The organism is Nitratireductor luteus, assembly GCF_026162365.1.
Lineage (GTDB): Bacteria > Pseudomonadota > Alphaproteobacteria > Rhizobiales > Rhizobiaceae > Chelativorans > Chelativorans luteus.
This window is the reverse complement of the sequence record NZ_JAOANW010000009.1, coordinates 249,951-272,629: the sequence shown is the minus strand read 5'-3', so window position 1 is coordinate 272,629 and position 22,679 is coordinate 249,951. Positions and strand designations below refer to the sequence as shown.

Genomic DNA, 22,679 nt, shown 5'->3' with positions numbered 1-22,679 from the left:
CCATTTTCAATGGCGTAAGAAACATGCAGTAGCTTGTGATAGGCTTCATCAAGCTTGTCTGGTCGAGTAATTACAGGACGTTTGGCGTGAATCACGAAGTGACAAATCAGCCGCCCCCCTTAAGCGGCAGCAATGCCTGGCGCTCGGACCCGCTGGCCGTGCAGGCTTGCGAACGCTTTTCCGAGCCGGTGCGCAAGGAGCTGGAGGTGCTCGGCCGCTTCGTGCGCACGCCCGAGGCGCTCGACCTCGCGCGGCTCGCCAATGAGCAGCCACCTGTTCTCAGAACCCATGATCGCTACGGACGCAGGGCGGACATCGTGGACCACCATCCGGCCTACCAGGCGCTGATGCGGCGCTCGGTGGGGGCGGGGCTCCATTGCTCGGTCTGGGAAGACAATGCCGACGAAAAAGGTTTTCGGCACCAGGTTCGCGCCGCGCGCTTCTATCTGACCGGACAGCTCGAATCAGGGCATCTCTGTCCGCTCACGATGACCAGCGCCTCGCTCGCCGCGCTGATGAGCGCCCCCGATCTTTTCAAGGTATGGGCACCGCGTGTGGTGTCGCGCAAATACGATCATTCCAACCGGCCGGTCAGCCAGAAGCAGGGCATCACGCTCGGTATGGGCATGACCGAGAAGCAGGGCGGCACCGACGTGCGGGCCAACACCACGAGCGCCGAGCCCGCCGGCAACAATCTCTACCGGCTGAACGGCCACAAGTGGTTCATGTCCGCGCCCATGAGCGACGCATTCCTCGTGCTGGCGCAGGCCAAGGAAGGGTTGAGCTGCTTCCTTCTGCCCCGGCTGCGTGACGACGGGGCGAGCAACGGGCTGCGTTTTCAGCGGCTTAAGGACAAGCTCGGAAACCGGTCGAACGCTTCCTCCGAGGTCGAGTTCGACAATGCCTTTGCTTACCTCGTCGGCGAGGCAGGTGCGGGCATCCGCACCATCATGGACATGGTCACGCTGACGCGGCTCGACTGCGCACTGGGCTCGTCCGGTCTGATGCGGGCGAGCGTGGCGGAAGCGGTGCACCATGCCCGCCATCGCCGGGTCTTTGGCAAGGAGCTGATCGAACAGCCGCTGATGCTGCGTGTGCTGGCCGACATGGCGCTCGATGTCGCCGCAGCGACTGCGCTTTCCTTCCGGCTGGCGCGGTCCTTCGACGAGGCCGCGGGCGACCGGGCAGAGGCGGCGTTTGCCCGCGCCATGACGCCGGTGGTCAAATACTGGGTCTGCAAGACGGCGCCCTCCGTCACCTATGAGGCGATGGAGTGCCTTGGTGGCAATGGCTATGTCGAGGAAACTCCGCTGGCCCGCCACTATCGCGAAGCCCCGGTCAACGCGATCTGGGAAGGCTCGGGCAATGTAATGGCGCTCGATGTTCTGCGCGTCGTTTCGCGGAATGCAGGGCTTTTCGACGAGGTGCTGGCCGGTATCCACCGGGATCTGGGTGAAAAAGGCAAGGGAACGGTCGATGTTCTGCAGGCCGCGATCAGCGTTTGCCAGAGCGACGAGGGCTCGGCGCGCATCCTGACGGAGCAACTGGCGCTGGCCGCGGCGGCGGCAGAATTGCGGCGCCTCGGGGCGGGGCAGGTGGCGGACGCTTTCGTCGAGACGCGGCTCGCCGGACAGTGGCGCGGCACCTACGGCATGCTGGACGCCCGTCATGACGCTTCGGCCATCATCGAGATGCTTTATCCGGAGGCGGTGTGATCGCATCGGGTTGGTGAACGGAAATTAACCTTAATAAAGAGTAAGCGTTGCGCGCGGAGAGCGCGGGGGCCAGTCTCCGATTCGAAACGGACAGGGCCATGGCGCGCATCATTTCACTACTCATATCGTTCTATTGGACCGCGTATTTCGCGCTCCAGGCGGGGGCGCACTTGAACGGCGTGCACCTGGCGAGCTTTCAGGCGGTTGCCGGCGGCAGGGCGGCCATCTGGCAAGTGCCGCTTGACCTTTCCCTGTGCCTGTTCGCGGGCCTCGTGAGCACGCTGTTCCTTTGGCTGTTCACCAACGTGCTTTCCGGTGGTGCCCGCACACAGGCCAACTGGCAGATCGCGCGGCTGGCGTTTGCCGGTGCGCTGGGCGTTTCCATCGTCAATCTTCTGGCGCCCGATGCGACGGAGGGCGGCGGCATGGCGCTTACCGCGCTCATTGCCTGCTACATGGCCTTCCAGATCGAGGCACTGCTCGAAGACGGACAGGCCGACAGTGCGGATGACGGCGAGGGGCAGGGCGTGGCGCGGCTGGTCGCGCTTGGTGCTGCGCGCGATTCGATCCTGCTGCGCATTGCCGTCCCCACGAACTACGGGAAGACGCCCAAAGGCGGAGACAACTGATGCGGTATATCCTGCTGTTCTGGGCGTTGCCGATGGGCGGTTTCTGGGCCTGGTTCCTGCTTTCCTATTACGACATCAATTTCGGCCTCGCCATGTTCAGCCGGCGCGCGCACGATTTCGCCTTCGGGTTCTACGGCGACATACTGGGCATCGATCCGGCCACCATCGGGCCGCTGGTGGCGCGCGCCTGCGTCGTCGACACGCTGATCCTGCTGGCGATCTTCGCCTTTCGCCGCCGGCGCGAGATCCGCGCATGGCTGGCGGAACGGGGTTATGGCCGCCGCGCTGATGTTGCGCGCAATGCCTGAAGGCGGTCGAGAGCCCCCTGCAGGATGAAAGAGGCGGCGGCCGAATCGATGCGGCCGGCCCGCTTGGCCCGCGACACATCCATCTCGATGAGCGTCCGCTCGGCGGCCACGGTGGAAAGCCTTTCGTCCCAGAAGACGAAGGGAAGCTCGCAAAGCCGCTCCATGTTGCGCACGAAGGCGCGGGTGGATTGGGCGCGGGGTCCTTCCGTGCCGTCCATGTTTATGGGTAGACCGATGACGACCGCGGCGACTTTCTCCTTCGCGAAGGCGCGAAGCAGCGCTCCGGCGTCCTGCGTGAACTTCTTGCGCATGATGACGGGGCGGGGCGAGGCAAAACGCTGGCCGAGGTCGGAAACGGCCAGGCCGATGGTCTTCGTGCCGAGATCGAGGCCGCCGAGCGGCTGGCCGGGGAGCGCCACGCCCGCGAGTTCTTCCATGGAAATCACCGTCACCGGCCCAGCCCTTCTTTGACACATCCGTCACGGGTTCTATCTTCCCTGCGCGCAACAATCGAGGAGTGTTCGATATGAAACTCACCTGGTACGGCCATTCCTGTTTCCGCGTCGAGGCAGGTGGCGCGAACATTATTATCGACCCGTTTCTTACCGGTAATCCGGCCTGGGACGGTGGCTGGGAAGGACCGGCGGACGGCGTGACCCAGGTGCTCCTGACCCATGGGCACAACGATCATGTGGGCGACGCCCTCGACATATTGAAGAAGACCGGCGCCATGCTGGTCGCCAATTTCGAGATATGCATGCATCTGGTGGGCCAGGGTGTCGGCGAGGACAAGATCAATCCCGGCAATCACGGCGGCACGGTCGATTGCGGCGGCTTCACCACCACCTTCGTCAACGCCCTGCATTCCTCATCCTTCGGTCTGGATGGCGGCAAGAATGTCTATCTGGGCAATCCGGCCGGGCTGGTCCTGCACTTTCCCGACGACAAGACTCTCTATCATATGGGCGATACCGATATTTTCGGCGACATGGCGCTGATCCAGGAACTGCATCAGCCGGATATCGGTCTGGTGCCGGTGGGCGACCGCTTCACGATGGGCGGGGCTGTGGCGGCACTGGCCTGCCGGCGCTATTTCAAGTTCCAGACGGTCGTTCCCTGCCACTATGCCTCCTTCCCCATTGTCGACCAGTCTGCCGACAAATTCGTGGAAGGAATGAAAGGCAGCGACAGCCAAGTCCTCGTTCCGGAAAAGGGCGAGGCGACGGAGATCTGAGAGCGTGTTTTTACGCGCCGCGTGTTGCGCCGGCCGCCGGGCACGACTATAGCCCGGTGGCATTGTTTCAGTGACAGGAAAACCACCATGTCCGTCGATATCGATACCGTGAAGCGCGTCGCACGGCTGGCCAGAATTGCCGTCGACGACGAGGCGGCAAGCCGCATGAGCGGTGAGCTCAACGCGATTTTGGGCTTTGTCGAGCAATTGAGTGAAGTCGACGTCGAGAATGTCGAGCCGATGACTTCGGTCATCCCGACCCATATCCGCATGCGGGAAGACAAGGTGACGGATGGCGGCAAGGCAGACGATATCGTCGCCAACGCGCCGCAGACGGCGGACAATTTCTTCCTGGTTCCCAAGGTCGTGGAGTAGCGCACCGTGGAAATCTCCATCGCTGTCGAAACGCCGCTGCAGGACGATGTGCGGGCCATGGTCGTGGAACTGAACGGCCATCTTCGTCCGCTGTCGCCGCCTGAATTCCAGTTCCAGATGACCGCCGAACAGATGGCTGGGGCCGATACCACCGTCTTCATCGCCAGGGACGGCAACGGGGCGGCGCTGGGCATGGGTGCGCTCAAGGCGCATGAGGGGAAGCTGGGTGAGGTGAAGCGCATGTGGACGCGTCCGACGGTGCGCGGCACGGGCGTCGGCCGGAAACTGCTCGGCGCCGTCGAGACCCTTGCCCGCCGGACAAGCGTCGACCGCCTCATTCTGGAGACGGGTGGCACGGAGCCCTTCGCGCCCGTGTGGCGGTTTTACGAAGCCGGTGGCTTCCGCCGCTGCGGCGTCATTCTGGACTATCCCGACACCGACCATTCCCGGTTCTACGAAAAACTCCTTGCACAAGAAGAAGCGGCCTCATGACCGATCTGAGCCTGACCGAACTGACGATCGCCGATGCGCGTGCGAAGCTCCGCGCCGGGGAGGTTTCCGCCGTCGAACTGACGGACACCTATCTGGCGGCCATAGATGCGGCCAATGAAAAACTGAACGCCTATGTGGCCGTGACGGCGGACAAGGCGCGCCAAATGGCGGCTGCCTCCGATGCGCGGATCGCCAGGGGAGAAGCCGGGGCGCTGGAGGGCATTCCGCTCGGCATCAAGGACCTTTTTGCGACCGAGGGCGTGCACACCCAGGCGGCGAGCCACATCCTCGACGGCTTCAAGCCGCGCTACGAGTCGACCGTGACCGCCAATCTATGGGCCGACGGCGCCGTCATGCTCGGCAAGCTGAACATGGACGAGTTCGCCATGGGCTCGTCCAACGAGACCTCCTATTACGGCCCGGTGATCAATCCGTGGCGGGCGGAAGGCAGCAACACTGACCTGGTCCCAGGCGGCTCGTCGGGCGGGTCGGCCGCGGCGGTGGCGGCATGGCTATGCGCCGGCGCCACGGCTACCGACACGGGCGGCTCTATCCGCCAGCCGGCGGCCCTCACGGGCACGGTCGGCATCAAGCCGACCTACGGCCGCTGCTCGCGGTGGGGCACTGTCGCCTTCGCCTCCTCGCTCGACCAGGCGGGGCCGATCGCGCGCGACGTCCGCGACGCCGCGATCCTGCTGAAATCCATGGCTTCGGTAGACCCGAAGGACACGACTTCCGTCGATCTGCCGGTGCCGGACTACGAGGGGGCGGTCGGACAGTCCATCAGGGGCCTCAAGATCGGCATTCCGAAGGAGTATCGCATCGACGGCATGCCGCAGGAGATCGAGACGCTTTGGCAGAAAGGCGTCGACTGGATGCGCGATGCGGGCGCGGAGATCGTGGAGATATCCCTGCCACACACGAAATATGCGCTGCCGGCCTATTATATCGTGGCTCCCGCCGAGGCTTCCTCCAACCTGGCCCGCTATGACGGCGTGCGCTACGGGCTGCGGGTGGCGGGCAAGGACATCACCGATATGTACGAAAAGACCCGCGCCGCCGGTTTCGGTGACGAGGTCAAGCGTCGCATCATGATCGGCACCTATGTGCTTTCGGCCGGCTATTACGATGCCTATTACCTGCGGGCGCAGAAGGTGCGCACGCTGATCAAGCGCGACTTCGAGCAGGTATTCGAGGCCGGGGTCGATGCGATCCTGACGCCGGCGACGCCATCGGCGGCGTTTGGCGTGGCCGACCAGGACATGGCGGCTGACCCGGTGAAGATGTATCTGAACGACATTTTCACAGTGACGGTGAACATGGCGGGCCTGCCCGGCATCGCCGTACCGGCCGGTCTCGACGCAAAGGGCCTGCCGCTCGGCTTGCAGCTTATCGGCCGCCCCTTCGACGAGGAGACGCTGTTCCGCACGGGCCACGTGATCGAACAGGCGGCGGGGCGGTTCTCGCCCAAGCGCTGGTGGTAGGCGGAAGCGACCGCCTGCCTTGACGGGAAGGAGGCGGGCGCTTCATGTTTCACTTGTTCTCGGCGATATTCTGGGCGCTGGCGCAGCCATTGAGCCTGTCGGCGCTGTTGCTTGCGCTGTCTCTCATGTTGTTCGTCGTCAATTGGCGCAGGCTGGCGCTTGCCGCCGGGTGTATGTCGCTTCTGATTCTCGTCGCCTCGGCCTGGACGACGGCAGGCGCGTTGCTTCTGCACCCGCTGGAGGAACGTTTTGCGCAGCCTGACGAAATGCCTTCGCGCGTCGACGGGATCGTGGTGCTTGGCGGCGGCTTCGAGGGCACGATCAATCTGGCGCGTGGCGGCTATGAGTTGAATTCCAGCGGTGACCGGTTCGTGGAAACGGCCATCCTCGCGCGGCGCTTCCCGCGGGCGCGTATCGTCGTCTCGGGCGGCTCCGGCTCGGTGTTCCTGGCGGGTGAAGGGGATGCGGACACCGCGCCCAGACTTCTGACGGCACTTGGCGTGGCGCGGGAGCGTATCGAGATCGAGAACGAATCCCGCGATACCTTCGAGAATGCCCGGTTTTCCCGGCGTATGGTGGACCCGCGGCCGGGCGAGGTCTGGCTGCTCGTGACCTCGGCATTCCACATGCCACGCGCCGTCGGCGCGTTCCGTCAGATAGGATTTCCCGTCGTGCCATGGCCGGCCGACTACAAGACTTCGGGCCGTGAGTGGCCGGGACCGGCGGAGGACAACGCGCTCGATTCGCTTCGCAATATGAGCGTGGCGATTCGGGAATGGATCGCGCTTGCCACCTATTTCCTAGCGGGTCGGACGCCCACACTCCTGCCGGAGAGGGACGCGCCGCTTCACGACCCACGCGAATCTGGTTAGAGACTGCCTTGTTTTTGCCCCATTTGTTGAAAATCAGCTAATCGGAATTTTTCCATAACCTGCTGAAAAGACTATATTTAGATTCAATCGTTAAGCTTTTTTGGCAAGGTGGTGCCGCGGTGCTGCCGCTTTTGCTATTGCTTCGGGCCGCATCAGGGAGTATCCCCCGGCTTATGCGGGTAGCTGGGGCTGATTGGTAGCCCGCGAATTCGAACACAAAGACGGGAAATTGATGGACGAAACCGTTCAGAAATCCTGCTGGGGCGTGACCGCCAAGGCAGTGATTGGTCTTGCCGGGATTATTCTGCTGGCATGGCTGTTTGCCGGAAGCGAAACGATCGCGGTTGTCGCGGCGAGCTGAGAAACAAATCCTTCATTCATGACAAGGCGCGGCTGAAAGGTCGCGCCTTGTCGTTTATGGCTCGGGTCTTACCATGTCGTTGTCAGACAAGCCGGCGTGTCCAATCCACGCTCTTATAGTACTGATATAATGCTGCCCGGTTGTCGGGCCGGCAGATGAGGTAAATGCATGTTTCTCTCCGTGTTCGATCTCTTCAAGATCGGGATCGGCCCATCGAGTTCGCACACGATGGGCCCGATGACGGCTGCCGAGCGGTTCCTGCAGGAAATCGCAGACGGCGAATGGCCGCGCCCGGCAGGTGTCGCCGTGGCGCGCCTTTCGGCGAGCCTGCACGGCTCGCTGGCGCATACGGGCGTGGGCCACGCCAGCGACCGCGCGGTCATGCTCGGCCTGCAGGGGCTGACGCCGGACGGCGTCGATCCCGACAAGTCGGAAGCCATCCTTGCGGACATAAGGGCGAAACGGCGCGTCAGCCCGCCGGGGCACCCCGAATATGCCTTCGATCCCGACACCGATCTCGTGCTCGACAAGAAGACGCCGCTGCCGGGGCATGCCAACGGCATGGCTTTCAGCGCCTTCGATGCCGATGACCGCCTGCTCCTGCGGCGCGTCTATTATTCCGTTGGCGGCGGCTTCGTGGCTTCCGAGGAGGAATTGCAGAAGCTGAAGGCGCAGGGCAAGCCGCCGGTCGACAAGAACGTGCCTTACCCCTTCGCCAATGCCCGCGAGATGCTGGCCATGGCGGCCGAATCCGGCCTGTCGATCGCCGAGATGAAGCGGGCGAACGAACAGACGCGGCTGAGCACCGAGGAGTTGGACGAGGGGCTTGACCGCATCTGGGAGGCGATGAAGAGCTGCATCGAGCGCGGCCTGTCCCAGGAAGGCATCATGCCGGGTGGCCTCAATGTGCGGCGCAGGGCACGGTACCTGCATAACAAGCTCGACGATGAATGGCGCCAGAACCGGCCCAACCCGCTCTTGGCCAATGACTGGCTGTCGGTCTACGCGATGGCGGTGAACGAGGAGAATGCGGCCGGCGGGCGCGTCGTTACGGCCCCGACCAACGGGGCGGCCGGCGTGGTGCCGGCAGTGATGCGCTACTGGCTGCGCTTCCACGTGGACGCCGACCGGAAGGGGATACACGATTTCCTGCTGACGGCGGCGGCGGTGGGCGGCATCGTGAAGCACAACGCCTCGATATCGGGCGCCGAAGTCGGCTGCCAGGGCGAGGTGGGCTCGGCATCGGCGATGGCCGCGGCTGGACTGGCGGCGGTGCTGGGAGGCACGCCGGAGCAGGTCGAGAACGCGGCCGAGATCGCGCTGGAGCATCATCTGGGCATGACCTGCGATCCGGTTGGAGGGCTCGTGCAAGTGCCCTGCATCGAGCGCAACGCGCTGGGAGCGGTAAAGGCCGTGACGGCGGCATCCCTCGCCGTGAAGGGCGACGGGACACATTTCGTATCGCTGGACGCGGCCATCGAAACCATGCGCCAGACGGGGCAAGACATGAACGAGCGCTACAAGGAAACCAGCCTCGGCGGGCTGGCGGTCAACGTCGTGGAGTGTTGAGGTCGAGGCGGCTGGGCTGTGGACATGGCGCAGTCGAGATTGACCTGACGGCCCAGCGCCCCAAAGTAAGGGAATGGCGCTAAATCTGATAAAACTCTGTGTGGGCTGCGAGAGCCCGGAACAACTCGAAGGCTGGGTCAAACACAGGCTTGCCGAAAAGGTGCGGCTGGGACAGCCGCTTGAGCATTTCCATACCACGCGGATGGTGCCCAAGCGTCTGGACGACCTCGCGGGAGGCTCGCTCTATTGGGTCATGAAGGGAATGGTACAGTGCCGGCAGAAACTTCTGGAGGTGCGTCCGTTCACCGACGGCGAGGGCGTCTCCCGTTGCCATCTGATACTGGAGCCCAGCCTCGTGCTCACCGAGTGGCAGCCGCGGCGACCGTTTCAGGGGTGGCGCTATCTGAAGACCGAGGATGCGCCGGCAGACAGGACCCGTGGTGAGGCGGAAGAGTTGCCGGATCACCTGCGGCGCGAACTGACCGAACTCGGACTGATGTGAGGCGGATCATCCGCTCTTGCCAGCAGCGCTGTAACACCACATCTTTTGCTCATGAGCGATACTCGAAAGACACCGGTCCGACCCGACATCAAATCCGATGTCGAAAACACGCGCTCGCCAAACAGTGCGGTGGAGGCGTTCGTGCGGCAGGCGCGCGCCATGGCCGTGCCGGGGGATCAAGCGGGGGGGCGCCTCATCCTGGCGCTTGACGCGACGATGAGCCGTCAGCCGACCTGGGATCTGGCCTGCAACATCCAGGCCGAGATGTTCGATGCGGTCGGCAAGGCAGGCTCGCTCAACGTGCAACTCGTCTACTATCGCGGGTTTGGAGAGTGCCGTTCGTCGCGCTTCGTTGCCGACACCGCCAGCCTCAAGAACCTGATGACGCGGATCGATTGCCGAGGCGGCCAGACGCAGATCGGCAAAGTGCTTTCGCATGGCCTGAAGGAACATGCCCGCAAGAAGGTCAACGCACTGGTCTTCATTGGCGATGCCATGGAGGAAAATGTCGATCATCTCGCTCACAAGGCGGGAGAGCTGGGACTTAAAGGCGTGCCGGCGTTCATGTTCCAGGAAGGTTACGATCCAGTCGCCACAAACGCCTTCCGGGAGATCGCCAGGCTGTCGAAGGGCGCATGGTTTCGCTTCGACCGCAATTCAGCCGATACGCTGGCAAAGCTGCTTTCCTCCGTTGCGGTCTATGCCAGCGGCGGATTGAGGGCGCTCGAATCCCGGGCGCGCGCCGAGGACCGGATGATGATCGAACATCTGAGCGGCAAGCGCGGATGACCGTTCCGTTTCTTTTTTTCGGGCTGGTGCTGTTGCTGGCACTCAGCGCGTTTGCCTTTACCCGCGCAAGCCCCACCGCCATTGCCGGCGCACTGCGCCTCGCTGGACCTATGCTCCTCGGCCTGGTTGGGCTTGTCATGCTTTTCGCGGGCAGGGCGGGCCTTGGCGGCATGCTTCTGTCAGGTGCCGCCGCCTGGTTCGGCTCGTCGCACATGATACGACGAATGAGCAGGCCTCAGCCGGGCCAGCGTTCGACGGTCCGATCGGCGGCACTCGAAATGGCGCTGGATCACGACAGCGGCGAACTTGAAGGCACGGTGCTGGCAGGGCGCTTCGAGGGCAGGGAACTGGCGCAGATGTCGAAGGAGGAGCTGCTGGAACTGAGGGCGGAACTCGCCGGCGACGAGGAAAGCCTGCAGCTACTGGAGACCTATCTTGACAGCCGGTTTCCCGTCTGGCGCGAAGGCGCGGATGCGAACGACGGCGACAGGGAGCGACGCGCGGAAAGTGCGGGCCCCATGACCAAGGAGGAGGCTTACGAGATCCTTGGTCTTGAACCGGGAGCGTCCGCGGCGGAAATCCGAAAGGCTCATCGCCGCCTGATGCAGCGTCTGCATCCCGATATGGGCGGGTCCCCTTTTCTTGCCGCCCGCATCAACGAAGCTCGCGACTTGCTCTTGTCCAATCACAGATAACCCTCCTTACACGATACTGGCGGGGTTTTTGTTCACGGGTTTGCGCAACGCCGATCCGGAAACGGGTCCGCTCTTTCCGAAGTCGATCTAGTTCTGAACGGCGTAGCAGGCCACGTTCTTCTTCTTCAGCGTCGCGCATGCGCCCCATGCGTCATTCTTGCCTTCGAAGCCGCCGAACCTGGCGCGGTAATAGGTGCGGCCCTTGAGCTCGAAGGTTTCGGTGAAGGGCGTGGCGTCGACCAGAAGCGTTTCGGCCTCGCGAACGGTGTCGGCCAGGTAACGGCGTGCCTCGTCCTCGGTGGGCATTGAGGCGACCTGAATGACCCAGCCGGAGACCGCGGTGGATGATGTACGGACGGGATCGATGTCGGACTTGTCCGAAACGGCCTTGGCAAAGGTTTCCTTCGCCGAGGCAACGCGCTCCTCGGCATAAGCGGTCACCGGCGCAACATCGGGGCGATCGCTCGGTACCGGCACATTCGTCGTGGGGATCATCGCGGCCACGACCGGCTGCGTGGCCGGGCCACGGGCGATCAGGTTGCGGTCATTGCCTGTGGACGCCTTCGGCAGGTAGCGCTTGATGAGGTTGGCCATGTGCGCGTCTCGGGTTCGGGCGGTGCGACCACCCATGACGACGGCAACGATCTGCCTGTTTCCGGTCGACACGGACGAGACCAGATTGAACCCCGAGGCACGGATATAGCCGGTCTTGATGCCGTCGACGCCCTTCACGCGGCCAAGCAGGTTGTTGTGGGTGCTGATACGGCGGCCTGCATAGGTGAAGGAGCGGGTGGAGAAGTAGTCGTAATACTGCGGGAAATGCTCACGCAGCGCGATTCCCAGCCGTGCCATATCGCGCGCCGTCGTCTTCTGCTCGCTGTTGGGCAGGCCATGCGCATTGCGGAAAGTGGTTCTGGACATGCCGAGTTGGCGCGCCCTGGTCGTCATCAGCTTGGCGAACTCGCTCTCGGAGCCACCGAGAAACTCAGCCACAGCCGTGGAGACGTCGTTCGCTGATCTGGTTACCAGCGCCTGGATCGCCTGTTCGACGGTGACGCTCTTGCCTGCCGGCACCCCAAGCTTGGTCGGCGGTTCGGCGGCAGCGTTACGGGAAACCGTAACGCGCGAGTTCTTGGAAATGCGCTTCGAGGCCAGTGCCTCGAAGACCAAGTACAAGGTCATCATCTTGGTCAGCGATGCCGGATACCGGTAGGCATCGGCGCTGTCTTCATAGAGGGTCTTGCCGGTCTTCGCATCGATGACGATGCCGGCATATTTGGAGTTCGCACTGGCAGCTCCCGCCGAAGCGGCGAGGAAAGCCGTCATGACGACGACCGTTACCGAAGACTTCGAACAAGAACGAACTAGCCTTGCGAGATCTGCAAATGCCTGACGCACAACCGCACCCTTTGGAACCGTGTTTTTACGCGGGCCGGCCCGATCGGCATCCTGGCCCTTTGACGAAGGCTAGTGTGCGGCTCGTTACCAATCCGTTTATGGTGATTTAAATCTTTTGGGAATTGGTCGGAATCGAAGCGACTTTTAACAATTCACTGTTCCGGCGGGCCGCGTTTCAAAAAAATACGCATCTTGCAGAATGGTGCGATGCACACTACAATTTGTGCACCGCACAATAGAGTGTGAGATGAGATTTACGGAAGGATGCAGCACAATGGCACAGTCATTCGATAATGTCGGCAAGTTCGGACAGGAATGGATGGACAGCAGCCTCCAGAGCGCTGCCGTCGTGTCCAAGGGCCTGCAGGAGCTTTCGGTCGAAGCCGCCGATTATTCCAAGAAGGCCATGGAAACCGGCAGCGCGGCCGCAGAGAAGCTGGCTTCGGCCAAGTCTGTGGAGAAGGCGTTCGAGATCCAGACCGACTATCTGAAGCAGAGCTATGAGGGCTTCGTTGCGCAGGCTACCCGGATGACCGATCTTTATACCGCCATCGCCAAGGATGCCTGCAAGCCGTTCGAGGCCACGCTGAAGAACCTCAAGTAGCACTGCCGCCGCGCAGGCGGCCGGTATGTGTCATGCCTGAAATCCAACCCGGCCGTGCCATGCGGCCGGGTTTTTCGTTGCCTCAAAATTATTCATCCATGGCCAGGCTGCGCCCAACGGCCTGCGCATGCCGTAAAATTGCGGCTTACAAGGACTAATGCGTATTGTCAGCGCGCAAGAAGGCCTTAAAATCAACAGACGAACACCTACATGCTGCACTCATGATGAGGTGCGGCGGGAAGCATGGGACGATTGACGATCGGCGAGATGAAAATGCCAGGCGACGCTTTGCGGATGAACCGTGGGGACGACGAGGGCAACAACGCCGGACGCGGCACGGCGGTCATTACGCGTACCCGCACGAAAACGAAGAAGCCCAGCCTCTATCGTGTGCTGCTTTTGAACGACGATTATACGCCCATGGAATTCGTCGTGCATGTTCTGGAGCGCTTTTTCCAGAAGAACAGGGAAGCTGCGACCGTGATCATGTTGCACGTACACAAGCATGGCGTCGGGGAGTGCGGCGTCTATACATTCGAAGTGGCCGAGACCAAAGTGACTCAGGTCATGGATTTTGCCCGTCAGCATCAGCATCCGCTGCAATGCGTGATGGAGAAGAAGTGAGGTCTTGAATGCCGGCTTTCTCGCAGGGTCTAGAGCGCGCGCTGCACCAGGCGCTGACCTATGCCAATGAACGTCATCACGAATATGCGACGCTGGAGCATCTGCTTCTCGCGCTGATCGACGATACGGATGCAGCTGCCGTCATGCGCGCCTGCAACGTCGATCTCGACGAGTTGCGACGGACGGTGCTCGACTATGTCGATGGCGAACTCGACAATCTGGTCACCGGGTATGACGAGGATTCCAAGCCGACGGCCGGGTTCCAGCGCGTCATCCAGCGCGCGGTGATCCATGTGCAATCTTCCGGACGGGAAGAGGTGTCCGGCGCCAATGTGCTTGTCGCGATCTTTGCCGAGCGCGAAAGCCACGCCGCCTACTTCCTCCAGGAACAGCAGATGACCCGCTATGACGCGGTCAACTATATCAGCCACGGCATCGCCAAGCGGCCCGGCGGCTCGGAAACCCGCACACCGCGCGGCGCCGACGAGGACCAGGCCACAGGTCCTGGCGCCGAGGCCGAGGAAGGCACGAAGAAGAAGCAGCAGCAGGACGCGCTGTCGGCCTATTGCGTGAATCTCAATGAAAAGGCGCGCGCCGGCCGCATCGATCCACTGATCGGGCGTCAGCCGGAGATCAACCGCACGATCCAGGTCCTGTGCCGCCGCTCCAAGAACAACCCGCTCTATGTGGGTGATCCTGGCGTTGGCAAGACGGCGATTGCCGAAGGACTGGCCAAGCGCATCGTCGAGGACGATGTGCCGGATGCACTGGCCGATGCCACGATCTTCGCCCTCGACATGGGCACACTTCTGGCCGGCACGCGCTATCGCGGCGATTTCGAGGAGCGGCTGAAGCAGGTGGTCAAGGAACTGGAGGATTTCCCCGGTGCCATCCTGTTCATTGACGAAATCCATACGGTGATCGGCGCCGGCGCCACTTCGGGCGGAGCCATGGATGCCTCGAACCTGCTGAAGCCGGCGCTTTCCTCCGGTGCGATCCGCTGCATCGGCTCGACCACCTACAAGGAGTTCCGCCAGTTCTTCGAGAAGGACCGGGCTCTTGTCCGCCGGTTCCAGAAGATCGACGTGAACGAACCGACTCTTGCAGACGCCATCGAGATCATGAAGGGGCTCAAGCCCTATTTCGAGGACTTCCACAAGGTCAAATATACCAATGAGGCGGTGAAAGCGGCGGTGGAACTCTCGGCGCGCTACATCAACGACCGCAAGCTGCCCGACAAGGCGATCGACGTGATCGACGAGACGGGCGCGTCGCAGAAGCTGTTGCCGGAATCGAAGCGCCGCAAGACGATCAGCGTCAGGGAGATCGAGAATACCATCGCCACGATGGCGCGCATCCCGCCCAAGACCGTTTCGGCCGACGACGAGAAGGTGCTCGCCGGGCTGGAGATCGAGCTCAAGCGCGTCGTCTACGGCCAGGAAAACGCCATCGAAGCGCTTGCCTCGTCGATCAAGCTGGCGCGCGCAGGACTGCGCGAACCCGAAAAGCCGATCGGCTCCTACCTGTTCTCGGGTCCGACGGGCGTCGGCAAGACGGAAGTCGCCAAGCAACTGGCCGCCTCGCTCGGGGTGGAGCTGCTGCGCTTCGACATGTCGGAATATATGGAGCGCCACACGGTCTCGCGCCTGATCGGCGCGCCGCCGGGATATGTGGGCTTCGACCAGGGTGGGCTGCTCACCGATGGTGTCGACCAGCATCCACACTGCGTGCTCCTGCTCGACGAGATCGAGAAGGCGCACCCGGATCTGTTCAACATCCTGCTTCAGGTCATGGATCACGGCAAGCTGACTGACCATAACGGCAAGCGCATTGACTTCCGCAATGTGGTGCTGATCATGACCACCAATGCGGGCGCGTCCGACATGGCCAAGCCGGCGATTGGCTTCGGCTCGTCCAAGCGCGAGGGCGACGACATGGAGGCGATCAACCGGCTGTTCACACCGGAGTTCCGCAACCGCCTCGACGCCATCATCCCGTTCGGCGCCCTGCCGGTGCCGGTGGTGCATCAGGTCGTGCAGAAATTCGTCATGCAGCTGGAAGCCCAGCTTGCCGAGCGTCGCGTTACTTTCGATCTCTCGGACGAGGCAGTCGCCTGGCTTGCGGAGAAGGGCTACGACGAACGCATGGGTGCCCGACCGCTCGGACGGGTGATCCAGGAGCACATCAAGAAGCCGCTGGCCGAAGAAGTGCTCTTCGGAAAACTCAGGCGCGGCGGCACCGTGCGGGTTACCGTGGATCGCAAGGAGGATGGCACGACGGGCCTCAAGCTGGATGCTATCCCGGACGAGACGCCCGTGAGGCCAAAGCGCGAATCCGAGTCTGCCAAGAAGTCGGCCTCAAAGCGCGGCGTAGCCAAGAAGGCCAAGCCGGCGAAAGCAAGAAAGTCGCCGGAGCCGAAGGAGCCGCCCAAACGTAGCCTCGTGCCGCAATTGCCGCGCAAGGGCTGAGAGCCGTTGCGATGGCGCACGGCCATCGTGTCCGGCAGTATGTATATCATTCGACAGAGCGCGCGGATTTTCCGCGCGCTCTTTGTTTTTGTTTCTGGACCAGAAATTAGCGGTTGATTGCGCCAAGACGGTGCCGGCAGCTTTATCGCGCGGCGGCAGCCATTGTGCTATGCAGCAAAACCCATGGACGCAACCGACGGCAACACCGCTGAAACGACCGGATCCCGCCGCTACTGGCTGCTGCGCGGCGTGCGGTCGGCCTTCTCCATTCCCGGACTTATCCTGGCCAGCGCCTTTGTCGGTTTTGCCGGACTTGCCCGTGACGCCGGGCTGACCCTGGCGCAAACCGTCTTCATGACGGGCATCGTCTGGGCGCTGCCGGCGAAGGTGGTCCTCGTCGGCGCGGTGATCGCCGGAAACGGCCTGCCTGCCGCCGCCTTCGCCGTTGCGCTCTCGTCGGTACGGTTGGCGCCAATGGTGGTGGCGCTCACGCCGGAAATGCGGACGCCAAAGACGCCGGCCTGGGTGCTTTACGTACTGTCGCATTTCGTGGCCGTCACGTCGTGGGTGCTGGCAATGGAGCAGTTCCGCCTGGTGCCGAGGCCGATGCGGACCACTTTCTATGCCGGGCTGGGCGGGACGCTGGTGCTCGGCAACATGCTGGTGGTGGCGGTTGTTTTCATTGTCGCGGGACGGCTGCCGCCGCCGGTCTCGGCTGCCCTGTTCTTCCTGACCCCAATGTATTTCCTGACTTCGCTCTGGGGTTCGGCGCGGGAGCGGGCGGGGCAGGTGGCGATGGTCTTCGGGCTGGTCCTTGGCCCCGTGTTTCACCTCCTGACACCAGATTTCGACCTGCTCGCTGCCGGTCTGACCGCCGGTATCGCGGCCTACGCTCTCCACCTGATCGGCAAACGGAGGCGCGGGGCATGAGCTTTTACGCGATTGACGCCTGGTGGTGGCCTTACCTCTTCATCATCGTCGGTGGCTGGTTCGCTACGGACGTATGGCGTTTCGTTGGCGTTTATTTCGGTGGCAAGCTTTCCGAGGATTCGGAACTGCTGGTGATGGTGCGCTGTATTGCAACGGCGCTCGTCGCCGCAGTCATTGCAAACCTGGTAATCTTTCCCACCGGCGCACTGGCTGCCACGCCACTGTGGATGCGGCTTATGGCGGGCTTTGCCGGCTTCGCTGCATATCTCGCCGCAGGCAAGCGTGTAATCGTCGGCATCATAGTCGGTGAAGCGGTGCTGGCGGCGGGGATGCTAGCCCAATATGATCTCTGATCTGCCGGTATCACCAACGCTCCTGCCCGCCGGGCGGTAATCGCCCTTGTCGAGGGGATGGCATCCAGTTGCTTCTTCAATATTCAGCCCCCTTGCCGATTTGCGGTCATTCGTCGGAAAAGCTCCGACTTCAGTGATGCAAGCACCAGTGGGGCAATGTGCGCGCTTGCGCGGTACGGCTTGTGAGGTCATATGTGGCGGCTGTTGAGGCGGCCTACCCGCTCTTGTTCCGATAGACGTCACCCACCGCCAGTTGACCAGAGAGTGAACCATTGCCTGTCAATCCGCGTGATGAGCCCGCTTCGCCTGGCCTCGTTGGAGAGCTGGTTGTCTATACAGCCCTTCTGATCTTCGTCTCTGCGATCTGGTTCGAATCGGATGCCTACAGATATGTCGCGCTGGTTAGCCTCATTCCGGTTACAATATACTATTTCTGGATCGATTTTCGATTAGATAGTAAAGTATTAATTGGAAAAATGGGTATTATATGCATTGGATGGGCGTCTTACATCCTAATTAGGCTGTTATACAATTATGTAATGTACCCAGAAGAGGGCATTGGATCGGCTGAAGGAATTTATTTATTTCCAATGCTATACACAATAACAGGATACGCACTGTTCTTGGCGGTTCACCGCCCTTTTATTCCTGTTGCTGCTTTCGTTCTGATCAGCTTCGTTATGGTTTTATATTCGATTGATCCCGCGGCAATAGTTGAAGGGCATCGGGCGGAGGTCGTCTTTCATGCGAATCCAATTCATGCGGCCGTTGCGCAGGGCATGATGGTGCTGTGCATGCTGCCTTTTGCAAGTTACTTGCTGAGAACCGGCGGCGTCCATTCCACACTCCGCAGCAGCCTGATAGTGATCGCGGTCGTAACCCTGTTTGTCGCGCTGGCCAACGTCTACGCCTTGAAGTCCAAGGGTGTATGGCTCGCCCTGGCCGTGGCGCTGCCGGCTCAGCTCCTTTACATGACAACGACACATGGTGCGCGACGGAGGCTTGTCGTGCCGATCGGCGTCGTTGCGATTGCCGTGGCCGTCACGGTTTCGTTCGCCTGGCACGGCATCTGGGCAGCTACCGACGACACGGCACTGGCTGTTGGGGAACTGTGGTCCGAAGTGACCGGTAGCGCGGGGGTTGCCCGGGGGGTGGACCACATGATCCACAACGAGGCCGCCCCCGGGGGAGTTCGCGAGCGGCTGATGCTTTGGGCGAGTGCCGTGCTGATCTGGGCCGAAAATCCGATCTTTGGCAAGGGTGTCGCGTGGCTGATCGATTGGCAGACCCGGGTCTATCCGGATGCCGATTACAGCCTGCTTCACAATGGCTATCTCGAAATTGCGATCCGCTACGGCGTGGTGGGATTGGCCTTCTACGCATTGCTGTTTGCCTGGACGGTCAGGCAGGTCTGGCGGGCGAAGCGCGAGGGCATAGTCGATCCGGCCGCCTTCAGCACCTATACGGCGGTGCTGTTGTTTTTCGCCATCACGATACTCAGCAACTCGAACGTTCGGCTCGCGATTGGCGAGTCGTTCATGTGGTTTTCCGCAGCCTTCGGGTTTTACTGCTATTACCGGCGGCAACAGGAAGGCCGCATCAAGGTAACAACCTGGATATAGGTTCGACGTCAGCCGCGAACGGCGTAGATCGCGCGCCTGACATAGTCCTGGCCGCGGAAAAGCGCTGTTGGAATGCGCATGTAAAAGGGGAACTTCGTCTTGCGGTAGCCGGCCGGCGAGATAGTCGAGGCGGATAGGGCAGGTTGCAGCAACGGCTCCTTGGTCGTTGCCACCGAAGCCTGGTGTGCCCACCCACGCTCCAACGCGATATCAAACGGAAGGAATATTGGCAGGAGGGCGGCACGCAGTGTCCTGGCGCCCTGTTGCGAAATGAGATAGCCCATCGCGGAGCCAAGCGGACCGTGGATGCAACGACCGACAACGTCGCCCGCCTGGCTCTTGGCTTTCGGCACAAAACCTTTGAGGCGATGATTGTAGAGCTTGACGATTTCGGGCGCAGACTTCATCTGCGCCAGCGCCTCGATCCGCGGCGCAAAATCGGCCACGAAGTCGGCGTCGTCTTCAAGGATGATCGCATGTGACCAACCCGCCGCAATCACCCTGTCCAAGGCGCGAATATGGCTCATATAACAACCATATTCCGTCGCCAGGGGCCGTCGCCCGTGGAAGAGCTGGAATTTCCAAACCTTGAATTCCCGCCATTCCGACTGGTCCAGGGCCATGCCGTCTACCGCTGTGACGCGCTCTGGCGTGAGGCCGATCGATGCGGCGCGCGCGCGGATTGCCTCCCACCGATCCTTGGAGCGGTCGAGATTGATGACCAGGACAGGGATACTCACTCCGCGCGCCCAGCCTCCAGCATGGCCCTGATCTTCGCCGCCTGTTCCGCCAGCTTGTCCTGGTCGGCCATCTCGCCGGTATGGGGCCGCAGCGCTACGCCGGTGAAGCGGGGGATGATGTGGACATGGAGATGGAAGACGATCTGGCCGCCGGCTTCTTCGTTGAACTGTTGAACGGTGAGGCCGTCCGCGTCGAAGGCTGTCATCGCGGCGCGGCCGACCTTCTGGACGGTGGCCATGAGGGCGGCGAGGCTGTCGGGCTCGGCGTCCAGAAGATTGCGGGCCGGTTGCTTCGGGATCGCCAGGCAATGCCCGTCGCCGCGAGGCATGATGTCCATGAAGGCGAGGGTCTGGTCGTCCTCGTATATCTTGTGGGCCGGTAGCTCGCCGCGGAGGATCTTGGCGAAAACGTTGTCCTGATCGTATGCGCTGCCGCTCATGGTCGTCCCCTAGGCAAATACATCTTGCGCGCGTTGTTTTGGTGGCCGCGCGCGTCGCGGTCAAGGCCAAAGGCTAGCCGTCCTTGCGAAAAGGGGCATGGCCGGCGAGGATTTCGCCGATCATCTCGACATCCTGTCGTTCGTTCTCGAGATAGTCGGCGACGGCGCGGCGCAGGCCGGGATGCGCGATGAAATGGGCCGAGCGCGTGACGACGGGCAGATAACCGCGCGCCAGCTTGTGTTCGCCCTGCGCGCCCGCCTCGACGCGGTCCAGGCCGCGCTCGATGGCGAACTCGATGGCCTGGTGATAGCAGACCTCGAAATGCAGGAAGGGGTGGTGCTCGATGCAGCCCCAGTTGCGGCCGTAGAGCGCATCGCTGCCGATAAAATTGATGGCGCCGGCGATATAGCGGCCATTGCGGCGGGCCATCACCAACAGGATATCATCGGCCATGCGCTCGCCGATGAGGGAAAAGAAACGCCGGTTGAGATAGGGGCGGCCCCATTTGCGGCTGCCGGTGTCCATATAAAAAGCGTAAAAATCGTCCCAGGCCGCCTCTGTGATATCGGAGCCGGTGAGACGGTCGATTTCGATGCCGGCTTCCACCGCCGTCCGTCTTTCCTTGCGGATGGCCTTGCGCTTGCGTGAGGCCAGGCTTGCCAGAAAATCGTCGTAAGACGCATAGTCCTCGTTGAAGAAGTGGAACTGCTGGTCTGTTCTCGTCAGGTAGCCGGCTGCTTGCAGCGCTTCGATGTCCGCATCTTGGGCGAAGGTTACGTGGGCCGAGGAGATGCCTAGACGCTGCGTAAGCGTGTTCAAGCCGGCGGCGAGGGCGTGCTTTACGGAAAGCCCGTCGCTGCTGCGGCGGACCAGAAGACGGGGGCCGGTCGCGGGGGTAAAGGGGACGGAGACCTGCAGCTTCGGGTAGTAGCGCCCGCCGGCGCGCTCGAAAGCGTCAGCCCATCCGTGGTCGAACACGTATTCGCCCTGGCTGTGGGACTTCAGATAGGCGGGCACGGCGCCGAGGAGTTGTCCGCATGCGTCGTCGAGGCGCAGGAACTGCGGCTGCCAGCCGGTAGCGGCGCACGCGCAGCCGCTTTCCTCCAGCGATTTCAGAAAGGCGTGGGAAAGGAACGGGTTGTAGTACGCACCCGGCGTCTTCGACGCGCCCTCCAAGAGCGCCCATTCATCGGGCGCGAATGCGTCGAGACTGGTGGCGATACGCAAGGTCGCTTCGCGTTCGTGCGAATTCATCTTGCTTCCTGTTCATTGCCGTGTGTTTCGACATTCGCCTCAGGCGGCAAAGCCCTCGAAGGTGATCTGGTCGGCATGACGTCTGGTCGCTTCGACGCCCGTCTCATCCCGGATGGTCCAGGTGATGACGGGCATCGCCAGGCGCTCCCGCACGAAAGTGACAAACGGGTTCGGCAGGTCATCGACATTATACGAAACGAAGGAAAGGCCGTTGGCAAGCATGGAAAAATGGGCCTCCATGTCGCGTGCTCCGCGACCCTCGGCGGTCAGTCCGGCCGGAATGCCTGCGGCTTCGGTTCGGAACCGTCTCACCAGCCGGTGATCGAAGGACATCATGGCGCAAGGACCTTCATATGCCTTCAACCGCGCTGCGACGGCGGCAACGAGGCCTTCGCCATGTTCCCCCGAACCCTTGAGCTCGACGATCAAGGGGACACGTCCTGAAACGAGATCAAGCGCATCGTTGAGGCTCGGGATAGCAGCTTTCGTTTCACCGATCCGCATTTGCCGGAGCTCGGCAGCGGTCTTGTTCCAAACGTGGCCGGGCTGACCTGCCAGGCGCCCCAGTTCGTCGTCGTGGAACACCATCGGAACGCCGTCCTTGCTCAGGTGCACGTCGCACTCGATGGCATAGGATCGATCGATCGCCGCCTGGAAGGCGGGCAGGGTGTTCTCCCAGCATTCACGATTGAGGTCATGGAAACCGCGGTGCGCGATCGGCCGCGCCGTCAGCCAGTTCAGGTCGATCACCGCTATTCCACCTCGATAGTGGCTTCGATTTCCACTGGTGCATTCATGGGCAGAGAAGCGGTGCCGACGGCGGAGCGTGCGTGGCGACCTTTTTCGCCAAGGGCGGCAACGAGGAAATCCGATGCTCCGTTGGCGACCAGGTGCTGTTCGGTGAAGTCCGGTGTCGAGGCTACGAAGACGGTGATCTTGACGATCCGCTTTATGCGCTGCAGGTCGCCCATGGCCTCCCGGGCTTGCGCCAGGATATTCACGGCGCACCATTTGGCGGCGAGTTTGCCGGCTTCCGTGCCCAGTTCGCGCCCGAGCAGTCCCATCGCCATCAGCTTGCCATCCTTGATGGGCAGTTGACCGGAAGTGAACAAGAACTTGCCGCTTTCGGCGAACGGAACGTAGTTGGCGGCCGGAGCGGCGGGCGAGGGGAGTTCGACGCCGAGCTCCAGAAGCCTCTTTTCAATCGCATTGCCCATGGA

26 protein-coding genes are annotated in these 22,679 nt (G+C 62.2%); 19 read left to right on the top strand and 7 right to left on the bottom strand.

Features of this window, described 5'->3' with window-relative positions; translation table 11 throughout:
* Positions 1-86 precede the first annotated feature (86 nt).
* From N1058_RS15330 to N1058_RS15320, 3 genes are all read left to right on the top strand, one after another.
* The gene (locus N1058_RS15330; RefSeq protein ID WP_265518464.1) at positions 87-1,715 is read left to right on the top strand and encodes an acyl-CoA dehydrogenase family protein; all 1,629 of its coding nucleotides are present in this window, start codon (positions 87-89) and stop codon (positions 1,713-1,715) included.
* A 98-nt stretch (positions 1,716-1,813) separates the two neighbouring features.
* Positions 1,814-2,344: a hypothetical protein gene (locus N1058_RS15325; RefSeq protein WP_265518463.1), complete on the top strand. Its 531-nt coding sequence runs from the start codon at positions 1,814-1,816 to the stop codon at positions 2,342-2,344.
* On the top strand, positions 2,344-2,652 hold the full coding sequence (locus tag N1058_RS15320; RefSeq protein WP_265518462.1) for a DUF6105 family protein: 309 nt from the start codon (positions 2,344-2,346) through the stop codon (positions 2,650-2,652). The genes N1058_RS15325 and N1058_RS15320 overlap by 1 nt, the downstream gene beginning before the upstream one ends.
* On the opposite strand, the gene ruvX is transcribed toward N1058_RS15320, so the two are convergent.
* Positions 2,616-3,089: a Holliday junction resolvase RuvX gene (ruvX, locus tag N1058_RS15315; RefSeq protein WP_420847996.1), complete on the bottom strand. Its 474-nt coding sequence runs from the start codon at positions 3,087-3,089 to the stop codon at positions 2,616-2,618. The two genes, N1058_RS15320 and ruvX, sit on opposite strands and share 37 nt — an antisense overlap.
* A gap of 89 nt (positions 3,090-3,178) precedes the next feature.
* Between ruvX and N1058_RS15310 the strand changes: the two genes are divergently transcribed.
* From N1058_RS15310 to N1058_RS15265, 10 genes are all read left to right on the top strand, one after another.
* On the top strand, positions 3,179-3,886 hold the full coding sequence (locus tag N1058_RS15310; RefSeq protein WP_265518460.1) for a metal-dependent hydrolase: 708 nt from the start codon (positions 3,179-3,181) through the stop codon (positions 3,884-3,886).
* An 87-nt stretch (positions 3,887-3,973) separates the two neighbouring features.
* Positions 3,974-4,261 carry an Asp-tRNA(Asn)/Glu-tRNA(Gln) amidotransferase subunit GatC gene (gene gatC, locus N1058_RS15305; RefSeq protein ID WP_265518459.1) on the top strand — a complete coding sequence of 96 codons (288 nt, stop codon included), beginning with the start codon at positions 3,974-3,976 and terminating at the stop codon, positions 4,259-4,261.
* Between the two features lie 6 nt (positions 4,262-4,267).
* Positions 4,268-4,753: a GNAT family N-acetyltransferase gene (locus tag N1058_RS15300; protein WP_265518458.1), complete on the top strand. Its 486-nt coding sequence runs from the start codon at positions 4,268-4,270 to the stop codon at positions 4,751-4,753.
* A complete protein-coding gene (gene gatA, locus N1058_RS15295; protein WP_265518457.1) occupies positions 4,750-6,237 on the top strand; it encodes an Asp-tRNA(Asn)/Glu-tRNA(Gln) amidotransferase subunit GatA in 1,488 nt (495 codons plus the stop codon). Before N1058_RS15300 ends, gatA begins: the two co-directional genes overlap by 4 nt.
* A gap of 44 nt (positions 6,238-6,281) precedes the next feature.
* Positions 6,282-7,109: a YdcF family protein gene (locus N1058_RS15290; RefSeq protein WP_265518456.1), complete on the top strand. Its 828-nt coding sequence runs from the start codon at positions 6,282-6,284 to the stop codon at positions 7,107-7,109.
* A 232-nt stretch (positions 7,110-7,341) separates the two neighbouring features.
* Positions 7,342-7,470, top strand: coding sequence for a hypothetical protein (locus tag N1058_RS15285; RefSeq protein WP_265518520.1), 129 nt, complete (start codon positions 7,342-7,344; stop codon positions 7,468-7,470).
* 168 nt (positions 7,471-7,638) lie between these two features.
* A complete protein-coding gene (locus tag N1058_RS15280; RefSeq protein WP_265518455.1) occupies positions 7,639-9,039 on the top strand; it encodes an L-serine ammonia-lyase in 1,401 nt (466 codons plus the stop codon).
* A gap of 73 nt (positions 9,040-9,112) precedes the next feature.
* Positions 9,113-9,541: a DUF1489 family protein gene (locus N1058_RS15275; RefSeq protein WP_265518454.1), complete on the top strand. Its 429-nt coding sequence runs from the start codon at positions 9,113-9,115 to the stop codon at positions 9,539-9,541.
* Positions 9,542-9,592: 51 nt separating this feature from the next.
* Complete coding sequence (locus N1058_RS15270; protein ID WP_265518453.1) at positions 9,593-10,330, top strand: VWA domain-containing protein; 738 nt, start codon at positions 9,593-9,595, stop codon at positions 10,328-10,330.
* Positions 10,327-11,025: a DnaJ domain-containing protein gene (locus N1058_RS15265; protein WP_265518452.1), complete on the top strand. Its 699-nt coding sequence runs from the start codon at positions 10,327-10,329 to the stop codon at positions 11,023-11,025. The genes N1058_RS15270 and N1058_RS15265 overlap by 4 nt, the downstream gene beginning before the upstream one ends.
* Positions 11,026-11,112: 87 nt before the next feature.
* On the opposite strand, the gene N1058_RS15260 is transcribed toward N1058_RS15265, so the two are convergent.
* Positions 11,113-12,351 carry a D-alanyl-D-alanine carboxypeptidase family protein gene (locus N1058_RS15260; protein WP_265518451.1) on the bottom strand — a complete coding sequence of 413 codons (1,239 nt, stop codon included), beginning with the start codon at positions 12,349-12,351 and terminating at the stop codon, positions 11,113-11,115.
* 346 nt (positions 12,352-12,697) lie between these two features.
* Here N1058_RS15260 and N1058_RS15255 point away from each other — a divergent pair, with 346 nt between their 5' ends.
* From N1058_RS15255 to N1058_RS15230, 6 genes are all read left to right on the top strand, one after another.
* Complete coding sequence (locus N1058_RS15255) at positions 12,698-13,027, top strand: phasin family protein (protein WP_265518450.1); 330 nt, start codon at positions 12,698-12,700, stop codon at positions 13,025-13,027.
* Positions 13,028-13,321: 294 nt separating this feature from the next.
* Positions 13,322-13,651, top strand: a complete 330-nt coding sequence (gene clpS / locus N1058_RS15250) for an ATP-dependent Clp protease adapter ClpS (RefSeq protein ID WP_265518514.1) — start codon at positions 13,322-13,324, stop codon at positions 13,649-13,651.
* 8 nt (positions 13,652-13,659) lie between these two features.
* A complete protein-coding gene (gene clpA, locus N1058_RS15245) occupies positions 13,660-16,119 on the top strand; it encodes an ATP-dependent Clp protease ATP-binding subunit ClpA (protein WP_265518449.1) in 2,460 nt (819 codons plus the stop codon).
* Positions 16,120-16,302: 183 nt separating this feature from the next.
* Positions 16,303-17,049 (top strand): AzlC family ABC transporter permease, encoded by a 747-nt coding sequence (locus tag N1058_RS15240; RefSeq protein ID WP_265518448.1) that lies wholly within the window; start codon positions 16,303-16,305, stop codon positions 17,047-17,049.
* Entirely contained in the window at positions 17,046-17,402 is a 357-nt protein-coding gene (locus N1058_RS15235) for an AzlD domain-containing protein (RefSeq protein WP_265518447.1), read from the top strand. The genes N1058_RS15240 and N1058_RS15235 overlap by 4 nt, the downstream gene beginning before the upstream one ends.
* A 623-nt stretch (positions 17,403-18,025) precedes the next feature.
* Positions 18,026-19,024 carry an O-antigen ligase family protein gene (locus N1058_RS15230; RefSeq protein ID WP_265518446.1) on the top strand — a complete coding sequence of 333 codons (999 nt, stop codon included), beginning with the start codon at positions 18,026-18,028 and terminating at the stop codon, positions 19,022-19,024.
* A gap of 8 nt (positions 19,025-19,032) precedes the next feature.
* Here the strand turns inward: N1058_RS15230 and N1058_RS15225 are convergent, their stop codons facing one another.
* The 5 genes from N1058_RS15225 to N1058_RS15205 all read right to left on the bottom strand — a co-directional run bounded on the left by N1058_RS15225 (position 19,033) and on the right by N1058_RS15205 (position 22,676).
* Complete coding sequence (locus N1058_RS15225; protein WP_265518445.1) at positions 19,033-19,764, bottom strand: glycosyltransferase family 25 protein; 732 nt, start codon at positions 19,762-19,764, stop codon at positions 19,033-19,035.
* Entirely contained in the window at positions 19,761-20,204 is a 444-nt protein-coding gene (locus N1058_RS15220; protein WP_265518444.1) for an HIT family protein, read from the bottom strand. Before N1058_RS15220 ends, N1058_RS15225 begins: the two co-directional genes overlap by 4 nt.
* 73 nt (positions 20,205-20,277) lie before the next feature.
* Positions 20,278-21,459 carry a GNAT family N-acetyltransferase gene (locus N1058_RS15215; RefSeq protein ID WP_265518443.1) on the bottom strand — a complete coding sequence of 394 codons (1,182 nt, stop codon included), beginning with the start codon at positions 21,457-21,459 and terminating at the stop codon, positions 20,278-20,280.
* A 39-nt stretch (positions 21,460-21,498) separates the two neighbouring features.
* The gene (locus tag N1058_RS15210; protein ID WP_265518442.1) at positions 21,499-22,209 is read right to left on the bottom strand and encodes a glycerophosphodiester phosphodiesterase; all 711 of its coding nucleotides are present in this window, start codon (positions 22,207-22,209) and stop codon (positions 21,499-21,501) included.
* Positions 22,210-22,211: 2 nt separating this feature from the next.
* Positions 22,212-22,676: a RidA family protein gene (locus N1058_RS15205; RefSeq protein ID WP_265518441.1), complete on the bottom strand. Its 465-nt coding sequence runs from the start codon at positions 22,674-22,676 to the stop codon at positions 22,212-22,214.
* Between the last annotated feature and the right edge of the window lie 3 nt (positions 22,677-22,679).

Coding starts and splice junctions, on each gene's coding strand:
- N1058_RS15325 (WP_265518463.1), top strand. CDS start 1,814: ATGGCGCGCATCATTTCACTACTCATATCGTTCTATTGGACCGCGTAT.
- N1058_RS15320 (WP_265518462.1), top strand. CDS start 2,344: ATGCGGTATATCCTGCTGTTCTGGGCGTTGCCGATGGGCGGTTTCTGG.
- ruvX (WP_420847996.1), bottom strand. CDS start 3,089: ATGGAAGAACTCGCGGGCGTGGCGCTCCCCGGCCAGCCGCTCGGCGGC.
- N1058_RS15310 (WP_265518460.1), top strand. CDS start 3,179: ATGAAACTCACCTGGTACGGCCATTCCTGTTTCCGCGTCGAGGCAGGT.
- gatC (WP_265518459.1), top strand. CDS start 3,974: ATGTCCGTCGATATCGATACCGTGAAGCGCGTCGCACGGCTGGCCAGA.
- gatA (WP_265518457.1), top strand. CDS start 4,750: ATGACCGATCTGAGCCTGACCGAACTGACGATCGCCGATGCGCGTGCG.
- N1058_RS15290 (WP_265518456.1), top strand. CDS start 6,282: ATGTTTCACTTGTTCTCGGCGATATTCTGGGCGCTGGCGCAGCCATTG.
- N1058_RS15285 (WP_265518520.1), top strand. CDS start 7,342: ATGGACGAAACCGTTCAGAAATCCTGCTGGGGCGTGACCGCCAAGGCA.
- N1058_RS15280 (WP_265518455.1), top strand. CDS start 7,639: ATGTTTCTCTCCGTGTTCGATCTCTTCAAGATCGGGATCGGCCCATCG.
- N1058_RS15275 (WP_265518454.1), top strand. CDS start 9,113: ATGGCGCTAAATCTGATAAAACTCTGTGTGGGCTGCGAGAGCCCGGAA.
- N1058_RS15270 (WP_265518453.1), top strand. CDS start 9,593: ATGAGCGATACTCGAAAGACACCGGTCCGACCCGACATCAAATCCGAT.
- N1058_RS15265 (WP_265518452.1), top strand. CDS start 10,327: ATGACCGTTCCGTTTCTTTTTTTCGGGCTGGTGCTGTTGCTGGCACTC.
- N1058_RS15260 (WP_265518451.1), bottom strand. CDS start 12,351: ATGACGGCTTTCCTCGCCGCTTCGGCGGGAGCTGCCAGTGCGAACTCC.
- N1058_RS15255 (WP_265518450.1), top strand. CDS start 12,698: ATGGCACAGTCATTCGATAATGTCGGCAAGTTCGGACAGGAATGGATG.
- clpS (WP_265518514.1), top strand. CDS start 13,322: ATGAACCGTGGGGACGACGAGGGCAACAACGCCGGACGCGGCACGGCG.
- clpA (WP_265518449.1), top strand. CDS start 13,660: ATGCCGGCTTTCTCGCAGGGTCTAGAGCGCGCGCTGCACCAGGCGCTG.
- N1058_RS15240 (WP_265518448.1), top strand. CDS start 16,303: ATGGACGCAACCGACGGCAACACCGCTGAAACGACCGGATCCCGCCGC.
- N1058_RS15235 (WP_265518447.1), top strand. CDS start 17,046: ATGAGCTTTTACGCGATTGACGCCTGGTGGTGGCCTTACCTCTTCATC.
- N1058_RS15220 (WP_265518444.1), bottom strand. CDS start 20,204: ATGAGCGGCAGCGCATACGATCAGGACAACGTTTTCGCCAAGATCCTC.
- N1058_RS15215 (WP_265518443.1), bottom strand. CDS start 21,459: ATGAATTCGCACGAACGCGAAGCGACCTTGCGTATCGCCACCAGTCTC.
- N1058_RS15205 (WP_265518441.1), bottom strand. CDS start 22,676: ATGGGCAATGCGATTGAAAAGAGGCTTCTGGAGCTCGGCGTCGAACTC.